14 protein-coding genes are annotated in these 20,398 nt (G+C 51.6%); 10 read left to right on the top strand and 4 right to left on the bottom strand.

From position 1 onward, the window contains the following. Positions 1-35: 35 nt before the first annotated feature. From AB1656_18930 to AB1656_18910, 5 genes are all read left to right on the top strand, one after another. Positions 36-1,514, top strand: a complete 1,479-nt coding sequence (locus tag AB1656_18930; GenBank protein MEW6237462.1) for a radical SAM protein — start codon at positions 36-38, stop codon at positions 1,512-1,514. A gap of 363 nt (positions 1,515-1,877) precedes the next feature. Next, complete coding sequence (locus AB1656_18925; GenBank protein MEW6237461.1) at positions 1,878-3,356, top strand: family 16 glycoside hydrolase; 1,479 nt, start codon at positions 1,878-1,880, stop codon at positions 3,354-3,356. Positions 3,357-3,471: 115 nt separating this feature from the next. Then, positions 3,472-4,311, top strand: coding sequence for a sugar phosphate isomerase/epimerase family protein (locus AB1656_18920; protein ID MEW6237460.1), 840 nt, complete (start codon positions 3,472-3,474; stop codon positions 4,309-4,311). Positions 4,312-4,738: 427 nt separating this feature from the next. Next, positions 4,739-5,584 carry an RraA family protein gene (locus AB1656_18915; protein ID MEW6237459.1) on the top strand — a complete coding sequence of 282 codons (846 nt, stop codon included), beginning with the start codon at positions 4,739-4,741 and terminating at the stop codon, positions 5,582-5,584. 119 nt (positions 5,585-5,703) lie between these two features. Beyond that, positions 5,704-6,438, top strand: a complete 735-nt coding sequence (locus AB1656_18910) for a hypothetical protein (protein ID MEW6237458.1) — start codon at positions 5,704-5,706, stop codon at positions 6,436-6,438. Between the two features lie 101 nt (positions 6,439-6,539). Here the strand turns inward: AB1656_18910 and AB1656_18905 are convergent, their stop codons facing one another. Beyond that, entirely contained in the window at positions 6,540-6,827 is a 288-nt protein-coding gene (locus AB1656_18905) for a hypothetical protein (GenBank protein ID MEW6237457.1), read from the bottom strand. 166 nt (positions 6,828-6,993) lie between these two features. Between AB1656_18905 and AB1656_18900 the strand changes: the two genes are divergently transcribed. Then, positions 6,994-7,167 (top strand): type II toxin-antitoxin system HicB family antitoxin, encoded by a 174-nt coding sequence (locus AB1656_18900; GenBank protein ID MEW6237456.1) that lies wholly within the window; start codon positions 6,994-6,996, stop codon positions 7,165-7,167. 380 nt (positions 7,168-7,547) lie between these two features. Beyond that, positions 7,548-8,960, top strand: coding sequence for a TIGR01777 family oxidoreductase (locus AB1656_18895; protein MEW6237455.1), 1,413 nt, complete (start codon positions 7,548-7,550; stop codon positions 8,958-8,960). 224 nt (positions 8,961-9,184) lie between these two features. On the opposite strand, the gene AB1656_18890 is transcribed toward AB1656_18895, so the two are convergent. After that, a complete protein-coding gene (locus AB1656_18890; GenBank protein ID MEW6237454.1) occupies positions 9,185-9,856 on the bottom strand; it encodes a hypothetical protein in 672 nt (223 codons plus the stop codon). A gap of 172 nt (positions 9,857-10,028) precedes the next feature. Beyond that, a complete protein-coding gene (locus tag AB1656_18885) occupies positions 10,029-11,984 on the bottom strand; it encodes an oligopeptide transporter, OPT family (GenBank protein ID MEW6237453.1) in 1,956 nt (651 codons plus the stop codon). Between the two features lie 278 nt (positions 11,985-12,262). Between AB1656_18885 and AB1656_18880 the strand changes: the two genes are divergently transcribed. Further along, positions 12,263-15,676: a S41 family peptidase gene (locus AB1656_18880; GenBank protein ID MEW6237452.1), complete on the top strand. Its 3,414-nt coding sequence runs from the start codon at positions 12,263-12,265 to the stop codon at positions 15,674-15,676. Positions 15,677-16,123: 447 nt separating this feature from the next. On the opposite strand, the gene AB1656_18875 is transcribed toward AB1656_18880, so the two are convergent. Beyond that, positions 16,124-18,412: a hypothetical protein gene (locus tag AB1656_18875; GenBank protein ID MEW6237451.1), complete on the bottom strand. Its 2,289-nt coding sequence runs from the start codon at positions 18,410-18,412 to the stop codon at positions 16,124-16,126. A 342-nt stretch (positions 18,413-18,754) separates the two neighbouring features. Here AB1656_18875 and AB1656_18870 point away from each other — a divergent pair, with 342 nt between their 5' ends. Together AB1656_18870 and AB1656_18865 are read left to right on the top strand one after the other, a co-directional pair. Beyond that, positions 18,755-19,186, top strand: a complete 432-nt coding sequence (locus tag AB1656_18870) for a hypothetical protein (GenBank protein MEW6237450.1) — start codon at positions 18,755-18,757, stop codon at positions 19,184-19,186. A 332-nt stretch (positions 19,187-19,518) separates the two neighbouring features. Further along, positions 19,519-20,388, top strand: coding sequence for a hypothetical protein (locus AB1656_18865; GenBank protein ID MEW6237449.1), 870 nt, complete (start codon positions 19,519-19,521; stop codon positions 20,386-20,388). Positions 20,389-20,398 lie beyond the last annotated feature (10 nt).

The raw sequence follows: 20,398 nt of genomic DNA, 5'->3' as shown, positions 1-20,398 counted from the left end.
CCGTCTGATCGAGAATGGAAGGAAGAACCGTCGACATGAGTTTCAAAGTGTTTTTGGGGAACGGTCCCTGGTTGAAAAAAGGTCATTATGGAGTGCGCGCCGGTTCGCGCTGGCCTCATTTCGAAGAGGAAGGCGCCGATTACCTTCCTTTCCCCTTTTACTTGGCTTACGCCGCCGCCTTGTTGGAAAAGAACAGACATGAATGCCTGATCGTGGATGGAGTGGCGGAACGGATGCGGGAAGACGAATACGTCCTCCGCGCCGCCGAATTTCAACCCAATGCCGTCATCATCGAAGTCTCCACGGCTTCATTCGAAACCGACTTGCGCCAGGCCGCCAAGATCAAGGAACGATGCCCTGACGCAGCCATCGTATTTTGCGGAATCCACTTGGATATGTATCGTCCCGAATTCCTGCAAGAGCAATCGCTGGTGGACTATGTTTTGAAAGGGGAATACGATCTGGCCGCCGCCCGTCTCATCGACGCGCTGGATCGGGGAGAGAGCCTGGAGCAGGTTCCCAATCTGGTTTATCGCGCGGAGTCAGGCGAGGGGCGCGAAACGGAGCGGGGAAGCGTGATTCTCGATTTGGACTCGCTGCCGTGGCCGTCGCGCCGCCAGTTGCCAATGCTTAACTATTGCGACCGTCCGGGCGGCATTCCCGCTCCCAGTTTGCAAATGTGGTCGAGCCGGGGCTGCCCGTTTCATTGCATCTTCTGCGCCTGGCCGCAGATCATGTACGGCAACAACCGCTACCGCGCGCGCAATCCCGCCGATGTAGTGGACGAGATCGAGGCGATGGTCAAACAGTACGGTTTTCGTTCTTTCTACTTCGACGACGATACGTTCAACATCGGCAAGAAGCGGATACTGACTCTTTGCGAAGAGATCAAACGCCGCAATCTGAAATTGCCGTGGGCGGCGATGTCGCGGGCGGATACATCCGACCATGAAACCTTGAAGGCAATGAAAGACGCGGGGTTGATGGGCATCAAATACGGGGTGGAATCCGGCTCGCAGGAGTTGGTGGACGCGGCGGATAAGGACCTCAATCTGCAAAAAGTAGAAGAAATGGTGCGCTATACGCGGGAGTTGGGCATTCATCAACATTTGACGTTCAGTTTCGGATTGCCGGGCGAAACCTGGGAAACGGTAAGAAAAACCATCGATTTCGCCAAGCGCCTGAATCCGGAAACGGTGCAATTTTCCATTATGACCCCATTCCCCGGCTCTACATTCTACAAAATGCTGGAAGCGGAAGGCAAACTGCTGAGTAAAGACTGGTCGAAATACGACGGCTGCAACCAATCCGTCGTACGGACGGACGCGCTGGATGGGACCGACCTGGAGCGGGCGCTGCGCATGGCTTACAACGAATGGGACCGGCACAAACTGCTGCGTCCGTTAAAGGATTTCCGCCAACTCAAGCGGGTGCTATCCCAGCCGAGACATACCTGGCATACGTTCAAGTTTCTCGCCTCGCGGCAATTGCGGCGGTTATGGCAGCCGTTTTGAGACTTCGGGACTGGGGGACTGTGGGACTGGTTCTCTTATCAGAGTGTTGTCTCTGGTGGGCTACGCTACGCTTTTAGCCCACCCTACATATCTCTTATCACCGTGTGGTCTCTGGCGGATTACGCTTTGCTTTGAGCATACCCTACGCAATGAACACTCGCAAAAGATCAAAGGCAGGTTTCGCCATGCCTTTGCTATACAGCCTTGTCTCCAAGTCTCCAAGTCTCCAAGTCGGACGATTTCTCTCCTATTTTAATTGTCTTTCACTTAACAGATTCCTTTCCTCTATGTTATTCTTACGTCATTGGATTCCCGTAAATTCTGCAAAGAATCCTATATCGATAACGATTCAGGAGATGAAATATGCTCAAAGCAAGGATAGGGATATTTATCGTTTTGCCGCTTTTTATCGGCGCCGTTTCGGCTTGCGCCGTGGACTATGGCTTTAATAGCATTTTCAATGGCAAGGACCTTAGCGGTTGGGACGGCGATCCTCAGTTCTGGACCGTCGAGGACGGCGCTATAACGGGACGCACGACGGCGGACAATCCCGCCAAAGAAAACACGTTCATTTTCTGGCGTCAAGGAGAATTGGACGATTTCGAATTGCATCTTTCCTTCCGGCTTATCAACGGCAATTCCGGCATTCAAATACGCAGCCGGGAATTGGAAAAATGGAAAGCGGCGGGCTACCAGGCCGATATGGAATCGAGCGGCGGATGGATGGGCGCTCTCTACGACGAACATGGCCGCGGTCCCCTCGCCACTCGCGGACAAAAGACGGTCATCAACGAAAAAGGCGAAAAGCAGCCGGAGCAAGTTAGCGATCCGGCGGAATTGCTCGCCGCTGTTAAGAAGGACGATTGGAACGAATATGACGTCATCGCACAAGGCCCGCATTTGATCCAAAAGATCAATGGCCGCGTCATGTCGGAAGTAATCGACAATGACGCCAAGAGCGTGCGTTCGGGAAAACTCGCGTTGCAAATCCACGTCGGCCCTCCCATGACGGTTCAATTCAAGGACATTCGATTGAAGCGCCTGCCGTTGCAGGACAAGAAGAAGATTGTCCTGGTAGCGGGTAAGCAAAGCCATGGACATGGCGAACACGAACATAACGCCGGAGTGTTGCTTCTCAAATCCTGCCTAGATCAACTGCCATCCACCATCAACGCCAATTATCACGACGGCTGGCCATCCGATCCTACAGCTTTCGATAACGCCGATTCCATTATGATCTTCATGGATGGCGGCGGCGGACATCCTATGATTCGAGGCGACGGCTTGCGGCAAATCGGCGAGCGCATGAAAAAAGGCGCAGGGCTAGCGGTGATTCATTACGCCGTCGAAGTTCCCAGCGACCGGGGCGGAGCGGAAATGCTGAATTGGATCGGCGGATATTACGAAACCGGCGTTTCCACCAATCCAATATGGACGGCGGATTTCAAGAGCCTTCCCGATCATCCGGTGGCGCGCGGCGTGAAGCCATTTGCCTTGCGGGACGAATGGTATTTCAACATTCATTTCCGTCCGGATAAGAAGTGCGTTGTTCCTTTATTGAAAGCCGTTCCTCCCGATAGCATCCGGGGCACGGAAGCGGCTAAGGCGCATCCGGGGCGTGAAGAAGTCGTTTCCTGGTGCGTCGAACAACCGGATGGCGGACGCGGTTTCGGCTTTACAGGCGGGCATTATCATAAGAATTGGGGCGACGATAATTTCCGTAAGCTGGTGCTCAACGCTTTGTATTGGACGGCTCATGTGGAAGTCCCGCCCGACGGCGTCCCTTCCACTGTAACGCCGGAACAATTAGGGAAGAATCTGGATAACGATAGGGAAAGATGAATGATGAATAGGAATCATTAAATGGCTGGGTGGCAAGGGCAAGGTTGTTTTTGCCCTTGAGATTTCCAAAGAATGCGAACGATGTTTGTTAAAAATAATTCAGGAGGAAAGCAAAATGAAAATCGGATTGAATCTGCTTCTATGGGATGGAACCATCACGGACAAACATATCGCCGTAATGGAGAAATTAAAAGAAATCGGTTTTGACGGCGTGGAGTTTCCCATCTTTTCCTTCGACCGCGCCCAGGCTAAGCGTTTGCGAACGCATCTTGACCGCTTGCAACTCGCCTGCACCATCACTTCCTGCGTGCCGAAGGAAGCTAATCCCATCAGCGAAGACGCCGCTATCCGCAAAGCCGCCTTGAACCACATGAAGAAGACCATCGAGATCGCCCAAATTCTCGGCGCCGAAACCATCGCCGGTCCCTTCACCGCGCCCGTTGGATATATCGTAGGCCGTCCCCGCACCGATGACGAATGGAAATGGGGTTTGGACGTTATGCGCAAAGTGGCGGCGGCGGCGGAAAAAACCGGCGTGATGCTGGCGCTGGAAGCGCTCAACCGCTTTGAAACGTTCTTTATCAATACCAGCGCCGACGCATGCCAATTCGCCGACGAGGTCAATCATCCCAACTTCAACATCATGTGGGATACGTTCCACGCCAACATCGAGGAAGAGAGCATTCCCAAAGCGATGAAGGCGGCGGCCAAACGCATCGTCCACGTTCACGTTTCCGAAAACCATCGCGGCATCCCTGGCGCAGGCCATATCCGATTCGGCGAAGTCTTCAAATGTTTGAAGGAGATGAAGTACGACCGTTGGCTTACCGTCGAAGCGTTCGGCAGCGCTTTGCCCGAACTGGCGGCGGCTACTTGCATCTGGCGGCCTCTCTTCGCCGACAGTTACGAATTGGCGGCGAAGAGTTTGGCTTTTATCAAAAAACAATGGGGATGAGGGCGTCTTTAGCATTACGCCATTAGCGATAGGATGGAAAGCGGGCGGTCGTTGACCGCCCCTCTCTCTTACTAACTCATATTATGCGGGATTAAAAAGTTGAAGTAGTCAATCAGAATCGCCGTTTCGAATCACGAATACGCGAAATGAAAAAGAAAAACACGAAAAAAAGGGAAAAATTTGGCGCAAGGGATCATGCCGTGAATTGCTTTTTCCCGTGAAATCCAAAAGAATCCGCGATATCCGCGATTCGAAAATTTCGTGGAATTCGAGTCTTTTCGCGGTTTCGCGATTCAATAACGCAAAAAAATGAAATTCTTGCTGCTCTTTTGAACGATTCGTCTACTTGGCGTTGAAATACAAACGTTGCAAGCTAAAGATCATTGGCTGCGTAACATGAGTTACTCGTGATGTGAAGGAGGCTGCAATGATAAAATTGCTCAATATTATATTTTGGGTTTTATCTTTGGCGTTATTCGCCGCCGCGCCGGGATTGGTTCCGGCTCAGGACGAAGCGGAACAGCTGCGCGCTGGGGCTGGATTCATCCCCACGAAAGTTTATACGTTGGAAGAAGACCTGGCGTTATTGAAATATTTCGACGGACTGCGCGTTTCCGACATCATCGACGGCATGGATCAGGCTGGGCTGCGCGATGTTGGGTTGATGGATCAAGACATACTTCCTTTATGGAAAGACGCCGAACATTTTACCCATCGCATCGTGGGCGTCGCCGTTACCGCCCGTTATGTGCCTACAAATAAGCCGCTTCCCAAAATAACGCCGGACGAATTTCATCGCTGGGAAGGCGAATTCTACAGCAAATATTCGTCCGAACCGTTTATGAAATTGATCCGCAAAGGAACGGTGTTGGTCATCGACGACGTAGACGATAAGGATATTGGCACCATCGGCTCCAATAATATTATGGGCTGGAAGGCGAAAGGCATGGCGGGCGTGGTTACCGACGCCTGCGCCCGCGATACGGACGAGATTATTACGGAAAAGATTCCTCTCTATTTCCGTAAAATAGGGCGCGGCATCCGTCCGGGCCGCAACGAGATCGAATCCGTCAACCGGCCTATCAATTGCGGCGGCGTTCTGGTCATGCCTGGCGACATTGTTGCGGCGGACGGCGAAGGCGTGATCGTCGTTCCCCGCGAGCACGCCAAGGATGTTGCGCAATACGCCCGCCTGATTTTGGAGCAAGACAAAGAAGGCCGGCGCGGCCTCTATAAGCAATTGAATCTGCCGGAAGACGATTCCGTCAAATAATCTTAAAACAGCGATTAGGGGCCAGTAGTTTTTTTCATTTGAATATAATAGTAGCGTTATTGAAAAAGTCCCCTCACCCTAACTCTCTCCCAGAGGGCGAGGGAATGGAAATACGTAATATGAGCGATTCAGAAAAAATGCTAAAGAAGCGGAAATTGTTACCAATACTATGCTTTTATCTGCTTAGCGCCGATTTTCTTTTATCGGAAGTTTCCGCAAAGGAATTGCAGGAACTGCCGCTTGTATTTTCGGAAGATTTCGAAAGCGGCGCCGATCGCTGGCAGCCTCTCGATCCCAACGCTTGGATGGTTGTGGACGAAAACGGCAACCATGTTTATTCTCAATTCGTTCAAAGCACTTACGAACCGCCGGTGCGCTCTCCGTATAACATATCCCTCGTCAAAGACCTGTCCGTTTCCGATTTCGTTTGGACGGTGAAAGCCAAACAGACTAGCCGCCAATACGAACACCGCGATTTATGCTTCATTTTCGGTTGGATCGACGCATCGCATTTCTACTATGCGCATATTGCCCCTGCCGCCGACGACTACGCCAATTCCATTTTCATCGTCAATGGCGAGCCGCGCGTTTCCATCGCATTGGAAAGAACGGCGGGAACCGCTTGGGTGGACGGAAAATATCACGACGTCCGCATCGAACGCAACGCGGGGAAGGGAACTATCGAAGTCTTTTTCGACAACGCTCCCAATCCCATTATGCGCGCCGTGGATTCGCATTTCACGGCGGGCCGCCTAGGCCTCGGTTCGTTCGACGATACGGGGAATTTCGACGATATCCGCGTATGGGGCAAAATAGAAAACGCCGGCGTCGAAGATTGGGAACTTTATCCGTAGATGAATTCCCTCTTCGCCGCCGGCGTTGCAACGGACTTGATTTCGTTATCGATCTCTTCTCACGCTGTTTCCTTTTCGGAAAATTTTCCTGCGGGATGCGGCTAAAAAAGCCTCGCGTTGCGATTTAGATATTGATAATAGGCCTCGCGTTTGACGCGCCGCGGCTGAGAATAATACTTTAGCAATTGCCTTTCTTCCTCGCGAAGATGGGAAGGCGTTATCATGGCTTTCGCCGGATTCCGGGGCTTGTTGGAAGGAAAGTTCTTCTCATTGCGCCGGTGAAGATAAGCGTACAGGATGAATATACACGACAATCCGAGCGCGCTGGCGGCGATCCATTGCAATTCTGGTTGGGGATCGGACAATATCGCGCTTAATAAGGCATTCATTTCTTACAACCTCTTTCGCATTCATGAGTAATTTCTATTGATCGTCTCAATGTTCTTTAATCTATAATACGCATCGGAAGGGAAAAAGTTTCATAGCCCGGCAGGGATTTTTTTCTGGGCATTCTGTGCGCATCGAAGAATAGCGAAACAAAAAGGAAGAGAGAGGATAAAATATCAAGTGATTATCGAACGGGATGAAGATGGAATCTATGTTGGAAGAGCGGCGGAGTTGCGCGGCTGCGTAAGCCAGGGCGATACGGTGGTAGAACTGCTGTCGAATATGAAGGAGGCAATCGAACTTTATCTTGAGGCGCATCCTCGATTCTTAAATATCTGTTGAGGTAACTCATGTTACCCGCAATAGAAAATTAGAGGAATCTATTACCTTCCTCGATTGAATCACGAAAACGCGAAATGAAAAAGAAAAACACGCAAAATGAATCCATTCGTTCACCCGCCGTTGAAACGGCGGGCTAGTGTCGTTTGCCCCTTTAAAGGGGTATTTAAAGTAGCCCTGCCTTTCAAGGCTGGGATGAGAAACTTCATAGAATTTGTTTTATTCCTTGCTTTCGCGATTTAAAAACGCAAAAGATATAAAGCCCATTCGCCGCCCTAGGATGATGATTGCAACAGGCAGGCAGGATGCCTGCGCTCCCAGGTTGCGTAACATGAGTGAGTAAAACAAACAAATACGATTCCCCATCATATACGATTATTACTATGAATACTTTCATTTATCGCACTCGCATCGAAATTTCCGCCGAGGATGTCTTCGCTTGGCATGAGCGGCCGGGCGCCTTCGAGCGCTTGCGTCCTCCTTGGGAGCGCGTGCGAGTGTTGGAACGTTCCGGCGGCATTCGGGATGGAGCGCGTATGACGTTGGATATCCCTTTCGGTCCCTTTCGGCGCCGTTGGATTTTGGAACGCCGCGATTATGAAAAAGGCCGTAGCTTCCGCGATGTTCAAATTGATGGACCCTTCGCTCATTGGGATCATCTTTATCTTTTCGAGCCGGATGGATCTAGCGCTTGTTTTTTGGAAGATCGAATCGAATACGCTCTCCCTTTCGGTGCGTTGGGAAAAATCGTTGGCGAGCAATTGGCGCAAAAAAAATTGCGCCGCCTATTTGGTTATCGTCACGCCGTCGCGGCGGGGGATTTGGAATTTCATTCGCGGCATTTGCGCCGTTCCTTGAAAATTCTCGTTACCGGCGCGTCGGGTTTGATCGGTTCGCAGTTGGTTCCTTTTCTTACGGCGGCGGGTCATGACGTATTCATGTTGACTCGCGCGCCTTCTTCCGAAAATAACCGCTGCATTCATTGGAATCCCGCCGCCGGGGAATTGGACTTATCTCGCCTGGAAGGCTTTGACGCCGTAATTCATTTGGCGGGAGAAAATATCGCGGGGCGTTGGACGCCGGAGAAAAAGCGGCGCATCCGCGACAGCCGCGTAGAGGGAACGCGGTTTCTCTGCCAATCGCTCGCCCGGCTGCCAAATCCCCCCAAGGTTCTCGTTTGCGCTTCCGCCATCGGCTATTACGGCGATTGCGGGGAGGAAGCCGTCGATGAAACCAGTTCCCAGGGCGAGGGCTTTTTGGCGCAAGTCGTGGGCGAGTGGGAGGAGGCCGCCGCTGCGGCGAGAAGCGCCGGGATGCGGACGGTTCATTTACGCTTCGGCGTCGTTTTGACTCCAGCGGGCGGCGCGCTGGCGCCGATGCTGACGCCCTTTCGGCTGGGATTGGGCGGCGCCATCGGCGATGGGCGGCAATATATGAGTTGGATCGCGTTGGATGACGCGTTGGGCGTGATTCTACACTGTTTGATGACGGATTCGCTGGCGGGGCCGGTCAACGCTGTTTCGCCCCGCCCCGCTGACAACTGCGAGTTTGTCCGAACGCTGGGGAAGGTGTTGCATCGCCCGGCGATTCTGCCGCTGCCCGCTTTTGCCGTTCGGTTATTGTTTGGGGAAATGGGGGAAGAATTGTTGTTATCGGGAGTGCGGGCGATTCCCGCGCAACTGCAAAAATCGGGATTTGTTTTTCGCCATGAAAATTTAGAAGCCGCTTTATGTTTTCTGTTAGGGAAAAAAAGAGGGAAGGGTGAAAACGATTTACGCTCTACGTTCTTCATTTAAAGATAATGGTGGGCTACGCTTCGCTTTGAGCCCACCCTACGCGACTGCGCTTTCTGCTGGGCAAAGTAGAAGGGAACGATTGATTACAAATCACAAGTTTCAAAAATGATTTGAATTTGAAGAAATGTAGGATGGGTCGCGTTTTTTGACCCATCGATCTTTTTGAAATGGAGCAATTGATGGGTCAAACGACGCGACCCATCCTACTTATTATTCATTCGTCATTAATTATAATTACCCCGCAGCATGTTGAGATTGAGCCGCCGCCGTTTGCCCAATTGCGCCGCTTCCCGTACGCCGAATATTTTTTGCAGCGTGATGAATTTGCGCATTCCCGTTCCATAGGGGTCCCAACTGGCGCGGTCGAATTCTTCCTTCGTATCGAAGCCCGCCATTTGGGTTAAAACCAACGCCGTCCATTCGGCGAAGCCTTCGTTATGCTCCAACGTTCCTGTCAGGAATCCCTCCATCGCTTGCCAGACATGGGCGTATTCATGCGCCAGCGTTGCGTAAAATCGGGCGCGGGGCATCCCGAACAGGATGTAAATCGTGATGCGGTGATCCTCGAAAGTGAACATGCCCAGCGGATTGCCGCGATAATCGCACTTGCGGCGCAGATCGCCCAAACCGATAAGCCGCGCAGAGATGGGAGTATGGAGAATAAATCCGAAAGCTTTCGCCATATCGCGCTGGATTTGCCTTAACATAGCGGCGGCGTCTTCCGGATCGACAATCAAATTATCCATATCCGTTTCCGTGGCGAAGGTTTTGGCGCCTGGCGCCATAAACAGCTTTTTCCGCTCTTTCGTTTTTAAGAAAAGGTAGATAAGCCAACCGCCTGCGGCGGTAAGCAGGCCTGAACCAAGTGGAATGAGAATATCTCGTATAATAGTCATTATTGAATAAAATGTTCCCTCTCCCAAGCGATTAAGCGAAACCGATTCGAAACTACGCCATTGTGATCCTAATACCTTCATGAACAAAAATTCACTTTAATAAAAACTTATCGAAAAAGATTGAACATACAATAACACAATCTCATAAAATTTGCAATTCTTTATGCAAAAATCATTGGACGCGTGACGATTGGCGATGCATCCAAAAAAGAATGGCGAACATCCCCATAACGGATAAAATATCCATCCCGCCTCCGCCCAGAAATTCTCCCCAGTTTTGCGATTTGTACTCCATATACGTCAAAAAACCAAGAAGCACGCCGGTGAGCGATTCCCCCGCGATGATTCCCGAAGCGGCCAGAACGCCTCTTTTTTGCATTCCCGAAATCTTATCCTTTATTGCGCCTTTCATCATGGCGTTGAGCAGGCCGCCGAGCAGAATGGGCGTCGAGAGTCCGAAAGGCAAATAGATGCCCACAGCCACCGCCATGACGTGCAAACGGAATTCGCATTGGAACAGGTATAAAATTTTGTCGATGACAATGATGAGGGCGCCGATGCCTAAGCCCCAATAAACCATATTCCAGGGCAGTTGGCCGTCGCCGAAGAAGCCGTTGACCAGCGAGGCGAAAAGCGCCGCTTGCGGAGCAGCCAATACTCGTCCGCCGATGCCTCCGGTTCCGTCATTGATCGAACCTTCATGCAGCACGGTCATAATCGGCGCCATAATGAATGCGGCGGCGATGACGCCGAGAATTTGCATGATCTGTTGATAGCGCGGGGAGGCTCCGACCAAGTGGCCGGTTTTGAGGTCGTTGCAGACGTCGCCGGAAGTACAGGCGACGCAACAGACCACGCCCGCCACTCCCAACGCCGCGATCATTCCTTCCGTCCCGCTGTAGCCAAAAACATGGATCATTGCTCCCGTTGCCAACAACGCCGTGATCGCCATGCCGGAAACGGGGCTATTGGAGTTTCCCACCAATCCCACGAGGTAACTGGCTACCGCCGTGAAAAAAAAGGCCATGAGAACCATTATGACGGTAATCAGCGCTGTAATGCCGAAATGTTCGTTGAGCGAAACGAAATAGACGCCCGCCATAAGGACGATGCAGATCAAGGAAAAGATAACGATCGACGCGCCGCTGAGATTTTGTTCTTCCGGCGGGATGGCGAGAGGTTCGCTGGAGGATGAGAAAGCGGAGGGATAACGCTTCTTCGCCGGACGATGCGACGCTAACATTTCGCGCGCGGCGGAAACTAAGCCGCTTCGAACCTGCCAGATGGAAAGGACGCCGCCCACCAGCATCGCGCCCACTCCAATATATCGGACTTGACGATCCCACAAATCCCATGCGGCGTCCAAAGCCGAACCGGAAGCGGGATCGGCTTTCATCAGCGGAATGGCGATCAGCCAACCCAATGCGCCGCCGAGAAAGATTTGCAGAGAAATGGACAAACCTACGATTAAGCCCACGCCCGCCAGCGCCGGGGAGATATCCATACCGAAATAGATAACGCGGGAGGAGGCGTAGACGGCCCATTCCGCCGTGCTTCTCATCAGTCCCAAATAGGAAGCGCAGAATTTAAAGAAAGCGCCCAAGGCCGCGCTGGCGAACACCAACTTAGCGCCGGAGTCTCCTCCTTCTTCTTCACTCTCTCCCGCGCGCAGCACTTCGGCGCAGGCTACGCCTTCGGGAAATTTCAATTCCTTGTTTTCGACGATGAATACGCGCCGCATGGGAATCATGAAAAGCACGCCCAGCAGTCCGCCTCCCAGCGCAATGAACGTCGTAGTCCAGAAATCGAAGGATTTCCACAATCCCGCCAGGATCATGGCGGGCATGGTAAATATGATTCCCGCCGCCAGCGATTCCCCCGCCGACGCGCCCGTCTGCACTAGATTGGATTCGAGCACCGATTTTCGTCCCAATACGCCATGCAAAAAGCCCATCGCGATCACGGCGGCGGGTATGGAAGCGGAAACAGTCATCCCCGCCCGCAGGCCGAGATAAACGTTCGCCGCGCCCATAATCACCGATAAAACGACGCCGAGAAAAATGGCGACGAAGGAAAATTCTTTTCGAGTTTTAACAGCGGGGGCGCCATCGGTATTTGTTTGCGCCATGAGTTCATCCTTTCCCTATAGACATTTACGATCTTTTGTTTAGGGCATGAAAATGATATCGTGAAGAGCGATTATACCAACATGCATTGAGATTGTTGTTTTCAAAATTCCTCTCCCAAGATTGGGAGAGGTTAGGTGAGGGTTGATATTATTAGGCTTATATTTCCCTCACCCTAACCCTCACCCAAAGGGCGATGGAATTTATAAGCTGCAATTTTAACGCAGATTGGTATTATACATTCATTAAAAGCCATTCCAAACGCGAAGGAGGATGAGAAATGTTGCAAAGGTTCGGAACTATGGGAATATGGCTCGCCGTTTCCATTTTTGTGGGAATCGGCGATCTCGAAGCGGAAATCCAGCCTCATGCGGGGATGCTGCGTTATCCCGACGTGAGCGCGAGCCATATTGTTTTCGTCTACGCCAACGATCTATGGCTGGTTTCCCGCGAAGGCGGTACGGCTTCACCCTTGGCCAGTCCGCCGGGGCCGGAACTGTTTCCCCGATTCAGCCCCGACGGCCAATCCGTAGCCTTCATCGGCAATTACGACGGCGATCGCGATGTCTACGTCATGCCCACGGCGGGTGGATCGCCTTTCCGCGTTACTTATCACCCCGCCAATGAGATGCTTTGCGATTGGACGGCGGGAAATCAAATTCTCTTTTTCTCCAACGCTCTCGCCGGCCAAATCCGCCAGGATCAATTGTTCGCCGTCTCGCCTTCCGGCGGGCTGCCGAAAAAACTGCCTCTGCCTTATGGAACCAACGGCGCCATCGATTCCAGCGGCGAATGGCTGGCCTATACGCCCATCAGCCGCGATTTTCGCACGTGGAAGCGCTATCGCGGCGGCTGGGCGTCGGATATCTGGCTCTTCCATTTGAAAAATTATTCCTCCAAAAAAATTACATCGTGGGAAGGCACCGATACGTTTCCCATGTGGCATGGAAAAATGCTCTATTATCTTTCCGACGAGGGATCGAATCATCGCCTGAATATTTGGTCTTACAATACCGCCAATGAAGAGCGCCGCCAGATCACGAATTTTAAGGATTTCGACGTGAAATTTCCCGCCATCGGCCCCGGCCCCAACGGCGAAGGCGAGATTGTTTTGCAAAACGGCGCCGCTTTGGTTCTGCTCAATCTGGGATCCGGCGAAACCAAAAACATATCCGTCACGATACCCGGCGACCGTCCTAAAATCCGCGAGCAGCGCATCGATTTGAAAGACCGCATCGCCGGATGGGATATTTCTCCCACTGGCAAGCGCATCGTCATGGAAGCGCGCGGTGAGATTTGGACGCTTCCCGCCAAGGAAGGCTCCGACCGAAACCTGACTCGCACCAGCGGCTTCGCCGAACGCGATCCCTCGTGGAGTCCCGACGGCCAGTGGATCGCCTATTTCTCCGACGAGAGCGGCGAATACGAATTGTATATCATGCAATCGGATGGCAAGGAAAAGCCGCGCCAACTCACGTCGGGAGGCAAGGCGTGGCGCTTTAATCCCGTCTGGTCGCCCGATTCGAAGCATATCGCCTTCACGGATAAGACCGGTTCGCTCTTCCTGCTTACAGTGAAAAGCCAGGAAACGCAATTTATTGATAAGGATCCGTGGGCGGATCGGCCAACCATCAGTTGGTCTCATGATTCCGGTTGGATCGCCTATACCAAGAACGGCGATAATCGCCGCAGCTCCATTTGGCTCTATAATCTGGAAACGCAAAAGACGCATCCGGCTACTAGCGGCCTGTTCGGCGATACTTGGCCCGCCTTCGACCGCAAAGGCGATTTTCTCTTTTTTGCCAGCAACCGTAATTTTTCCTCACCCATCTACGATGATGTCGGAACTTCATTCGTTTATGCGGATACAGACGTGTTGATTACGGTTCCGTTGCGCAAGGATGTGGAGAATCCCTATATTTATAAGAGCGATGAAGAAAGCTGGAAGAAGGACGAGAAGGAATCCAAAGATAAGGACGAGAAAAAGGATGAAGCAGAAAAAGTAGAGAAAAAAGAAGAAAAGAAAGAATCGTCGGAAGCTGATAAGAAAGATAGCGAGGAGAAAGAGAATAAAGAAGGCGAAAAGAAGGAAGAAGCCAAGAGCGATAAAGAAGCCGCAAAACCTCTCGTCATCGATCTCGATGGCTTCGAGCAGCGCGCCTTCCAACTGCCCATCCCCAAAGGCGGTTTTCGCGGATTAGCCGTCAACCATGAGGGCAAGTTGATTTATGTGCGCGAAGCGCCGCGCGGCAGCGGCGGAAAGACCGAGATCAAAATCTTCGATCTCAAAGACGAGAAAAAAGAAGAGAAAACCGTTCTATCGGATGCGGGACGCTTCGCTATGTCGGCGGATGGCAAAAAACTATTAGTCGATAAGGGCGGATTCTACGTCATCGACGCGGCGGCGGATCAAAAACTGGAAAACGCCATTTCCACTTCCAACTTATTCGCCATGATTAATCCCCGCGAAGAATGGAAGCAAATGTTTAACGACGGTTGGCGCGTGATGCGGGATTATTTCTACGATCCCAATATGCACGGCGTCGATTGGAAGGGGATGCGCGATCATTACTCCCAAATGCTTCCCGATTGCAATTCCCGCGAGGATCTGAATTACGTCATCGACGAAATGATATCCGAATTGAACGTCGGCCATGCCTACAACCGGGGCAATCCCGATATGGAAGACGAACCGAGCGTAAACGTCGGCCTGTTGGGCGTGGATTTTGAATTAGCCAATGGCGCTTACCGCATTGCGCAAATTTACGAAGGCGCCGCCTGGGACGTGGACGCACGCAATCCTTTAAGTTGCCTGAAAGAGGGCGAAGTCAAAGTCGGCGATTACCTGTTGGCGGTCAATCGCGTTCCCATCGATGCATCGAAAGATCCGTGGGCCGCTTTCGTCGGTCTGGCGAATCAAACCGTCACGCTCGCGGTGAGCGACAAGCCTATCCTCGATGCGACCGCCCGCGATGCGGCGGTTAAACTGTTGGACGGCGATCACGATTTGCGTTACCGCGCCTGGATTGAAAAGAACCGCGCTTATGTCGATAAAAAGACGGACGGCAAAGTGGGCTATATTTTCGTTCCCAACACAGGCGTCGACGGCCAAAGCGATCTCGTGCGCCAGTTCTACGGTCAGATCGACAAACAAGCATTGATTATCGACGAGCGTTGGAACGGCGGCGGCCAGATTCCCACTCGCTTCATCGAATTGCTAAACCGGCCCATCGTCAATTATTGGGCGCGGCGCGACGGCAAGGATTGGCCTTGGCCGCCAGACTCGCATCAAGGCCCCAAGTGCATGTTGATTAACGGAATGTCCGCTTCCGGCGGCGACGCTTTCCCCGCCTATTTCCGCCAAGCGGGTTTGGGAAAGCTGATCGGCATGAGGACTTGGGGCGGCCTTGTGGGACTCTCAGGCAATCCCAGCCTTATCGACGGCGGCTCGGTCGTTGTTCCCACCTTCGCGTTTTATGAAAAGAACGGAACCTGGGGCATCGAGGGGCATGGCGTCGATCCCGACATCGAAGTGGTTGACGATCCGTCGCTCATGGTCAACGGCGGCGATCCCCAACTGGACGCCGCCATCGAATTGATGATCCAAGAGATCAAGACGCATCCCTATACGCCGCCCGCCCGTCCCGCCTATCCCAACCGCAGCGGCATGGGCATTAGGGAAGAAGATAAGTAACTCATATTACGCAGCTCGAACTTTCAGGCCATGGGAAATATCATTCAAAAGAGGGATTGAGGTTTCCATGATTATGGCTCTTTTGAAACGCGAAAAGAGTCGAATGCCGCGAAATATCTTCTCCCAGCCTTGAAAGGCTGGGCTATTATCAAATGCCCCTTTAAAGGGGCAAACGGTAATAGCCCGCCGTTTCAACGGCGGATTGAGGAATGGATTCCTTTTATGCGTATTTCTTTTTCCTTTAGCGTCTACGATATTCGAATGTAATTGTGGATCGTTCTTTTAACTCTTTCTCGCGCGTAACTTGAGTAAGTAAATCGAATGCAGCGGCCAGTGGTTTGCGATCTGTAAGAAAACGCCCCAATCGCGGAGAATAGCAATTGGGGCGTTGTCTTTTAGAGCGAGCGAAGCGAGTTTCGCCGTAATTGCTTCATAGATAAATTCGATTTACTTATTCGCTGCTTCAATGAAGCCGTGATATCGCCCCAGCCAGTAAGGCAATAGGAAAAAGGCTCCGTCTTCTTCTTCGTAGCCGCCATTGCCGCCGTCCAGTTGGAAGGGATTGCCGTTCCAGCGCAAGAGCGGCGATTCGTCGATGGGCAGGACGCCTCCTCCGGAGGAGGCGGCTCGTTCGCGGTAGGCGCCGGTTTGAGCGGGCTGCGGAGTAATATCCAGCCGATGGCTATTAGCGATTTTCCAGGTTACGAAGTCCAAGGGGATGCGTTGCAACGTATCGATGGCGTCATCCCGCCCGAATCTTTCTGTTTCGCTGACGGCGCCGTAAATGAAATTGAAAAGCGGATTGCGTTCGGGAATCTCGAAGCGCCATGACCGTTCCAATCCCGCCAAGTAATATTGCTTTAAATCCGGGTCTTTTTCGTATTTCAACAAGTTGTAATAGCACATAAACGCCATCTCGTCGTCGGAATGATTGATGCACTCTTTGGGAAAATTGGTTTTCGTCAGAATGACGTTTTGGGCGTAACCGTGCTTGTCAATCAATGTTTTCGCCGCGTCGGCGTATTTGGGGTCTCCCGTTACATGCTCGGCGACTTTGAGATAGCTGAGCATGGAGAGGGAATTCAGCCCGCGCTCTTCCCACCAGAGGATATTGCAGTTCAAATTTTCCGGATTGAAAACCGCCCAGCGCGTCGGCTTGCCGTCGTGATCCACCAGGCAGTAGTTATTGCGCAGAAAATGATCCGTGATGGCGCGCACCACCTCCACCACCGCCTTTTTTTCCTCCGGCGTCTCGGCGGCGAGATCGTAGTATGCGGCGTAGAAGAAATAATGCCCGTCGGTTTCGTCGGAACTGGTATCGCATTTCCAATACCATTTGCCGTCGGCGCTCTTCGGCCAGCGCGGATTCATCACTTTCCATAATGGATCTCCGTTTTGCGCTCTCCGATCCTTCTCCGGCGTATATTGCTCGTTAGGATCGGGGCCGGATGTTGGAAGAATCGTGCGAGCGGGGAAGCCGGGGATGCCGGTTACACCGCTGAGAAACTTGAGCGCCTCGAAGGATCGCTTGGCCAGCGCTTTGGCTTGCGGATCTTTAGTTGCGGCGTAGCGGAAGCATTCTCCCGCGCCGTACATGGCCGTCCATAAGCCGTCGTTGTCGCTGTCCGTGAGTTCGAAGGAATTCAAATCGCCGGCAATGCGCAGGCGCGAATCGCTGACGTAGCCATAGCGCACATGGCGTTCGTTGGTGAGCGTTTCGAAATGAGCCGCTTTTTCCTCGAAAGTCAGGCGCTTGCGTTCGATGACGCCCAAGCCGTTATTGGTTACGATCCATGCGACCCCTTGCAGGTTAACGCCGATAGTACGTACTTCGTCTCCCGGCAGCCAGCGCTGGCCGGAGCGATAGGACCATTCGCCGTTCTGAAATCGAATAGCGCCGCGCTTGGTTCCGAACCAGATTTCACCATTCCATCCCGGCGTCAAGCAGGTGAATTCGTTATAAGGAAGTCCATCGTTTCCGTCGTAGAGCGTCCATTGCCGGTTGGATGGATCGTAACAGCCTGCGCCTATGGATGTGGCGAACCAAAGGCTTCCACTAGCATCGAATGCAATAAACGTTGTCTCCGTTTCCGGCCAACTCCAAGAATGTTTTGCGTTGCGGGGAACAATCTCCATCCACTCTTGGCCTTCCGGCTGGAAAAATAAATGCTGGGAATACATGACGGCTATATCGCGAGAATGCGGCGACGCCGCCAGCGCAGTCAGAGAACTGGAATGAGACGGCGGCGCGATTGCTTCACTTTTTCCGTTGCGAAGGCGATATAGTTCGGAAGATGTTCCTACGAGTAAATCCTCCGCGCCCGCCGATAGGAAATGGGGCGTCTCTTTTCCTTTGAGATCGAAAACTGTTATCTTTTCTGAAATGGAGGCTAGGAAGCCGTCCGCCGCGATCCAAATTGTTCCATCCGGCCCGCACGTCATGGCGTTGATGTTTTGAGGTTCGCGCGGCAGTTCCATCTTCATCCAAGCATCTCCGCTTCGGCGGTAGATGCTTCGCTCCGTGGCGACGAATACATCTCCCATTGGCGCTACGGCGGCGAATTTCATCTCGCCGTCGATCGGCGACGGCGCATTTGCGGCGGCGCGGACATCCTGTTGAAAATAGGCGCTCCCCGCGCGTTGAGCCGCCCAAAGTTCGAACGGCGCAACGCAGAAATAAAGCAGCAGGCTTGTAATGACGTAGATAAAGAACGATTTTCTTTTCAAGGTTTTCATAGCGGCGATATCCTTTAATAATGAGTGGCTGTAGGATAAATCAAAGGCGGCTTAAATGCAAATCGTAGAATCGTTTTTTTGCTCATGAATTCCGGCTCGCTCTTGCGGATGCCGCCGCCGCGCAGCGCGATAGGATCGTAATTGTCGTTGGCTAAGCGGAATGGAAGATGCGCCGGAGGAATTTATCGCAATTTTTCAGCCGTTTTCTCTTTGATTTCGTCTCCTTTGTGGAAATAAGAGTATAATTTACTCGTAAGGCGATATACAAATGGGCTGCAATGCCAAGATAGGTATGCAGGGCAAAATGGAATGAGCGAGTAAAAATGGGGAGAACTTTGCGCTATGGATCAGTTTAATAGCATTGTAAAAAATGTGCTTCCGTTGGGAGTCATTTTCGTTGTTTCCATTATATTCCTATTGGTTTTTATTATTTTGGCGAAAAAGATGGGATTGACTCAGAAGCGCGCCCCCGTCCGCCATTCCAAAGCGACGCAAAACAAAATCAAGAATATTATCAACCAATTGATGCAAGCTCATGAATTGTTGATGGAATCGGACCGGAATGCGGATAAGGTTTCGGAAATCTTGCAACGGATCGAAACGAAGGAAAAAGAGTTTCTCAAGCAATATTCCTATCAAAACGACATCAACAATTTAATGAGTAAAGTAAAAACCAAACTCGAAGCCGCCCAAAATCGATTGGATGTAAGACGGAAACCCGCTCCGTCGATCGAGGCGCAAGATTCTCCCGCCGACGATGAAGATATAGTATAACCGCAGCGAAATTTTTCGAATAGTAAAAAAGTTGTTGTTATTATTATTATTGTTGTTCTTCGACATATAATAAGCGATGATATTGATAGCGATGGTACGTTGATATTGATGAGGAGCATCCTGCCTGCTGAATACAGTCTATATTGGCGGAAGGGGGGGATTTCATGGACATTGCCGGGAATTGCTTCGCTCCCCCCCCAACGATTTCCGAGTCGTTTCAAAAGAAGCGCATGGCGATGTCGTTTTGCCGTCATTGCGCAGATAGAGTGGGAAGGCGGAGGAACTGTCGGCTAAAACGCTGGGAGAGCATCGAATCGACATAGGGTGCTATTATGAATAATTTTGGCTCTTTACCGCCCAATCCGTCCCGAACGCTGATATCGGGCGTTGCTCAGCAAATTCGGGATGCCATAAGTTACGAATCCGATAAGACTGCGGCGAAGTTAGACGAAGCAAAATCGTATAGGGCGATAGGAGATGAAAAAATAAGCCATTACGCCAGCTTGATGGCCGGCGCTATGACAAAAACTACCAATATCATGGCATTGCTGATGCAAGCGGATCGAAAAATCCAAAAGAACATGAATGCCGATCCTATCCTGAAGCAATACAGCGAGAGACTAAAAAAATATCGCCGCGAGGATTCGATCCTTGCTCGAATGGATTATATGGACGAACAAAACATACGCTCAGCTGCTCCCATACATAGGAAAATCGCAGCCTCAATTCGTTTGGATATTTGTCAAGCGTTAAAGTATCGCATCGAAATGGGAGGTATTTGGCATAAGATCGCGGAGATACGCCGAAGCATCATGGTGGAGTATACAATCTTTCTGGCGCAGCATTTGACGGCTATAGCGATCGTGTTGCAAGACGATAGGACGATCGACGGCATTCGATCTATATTGAAAAATCTCCATTTATCTCTGCCGCCTTATCAATCGCCGGCGATGCTTGAGCCATCGCCGGAAGAGTTAAGAAGGAAACTCCGGGAAGGAATCGAAGAAATCGAACGAACCTATCATGATCTTCAACTTCTGGACGAGGAGCAAAACGAAATCAAAACTGTCTTGCGTCAGCTGAGCGAAGCAAGCGGGGACTTGAAAACCTGGGATGAAATCTATCCAACGCATGCCACTCAAGAAAAAGAACATTGTATGCAATCGGGAATGCATATTACGCCAAAGTATTTCCAAAAATAGCGAGTCGACT

The organism is Candidatus Omnitrophota bacterium (genome assembly GCA_040755155.1).
GTDB lineage: Bacteria > Hinthialibacterota > Hinthialibacteria > Hinthialibacterales > Hinthialibacteraceae > JBFMBP01.
Note: the sequence above shows the minus strand (reverse complement) of the source record. Positions and strands in the feature narration are given on the sequence as shown.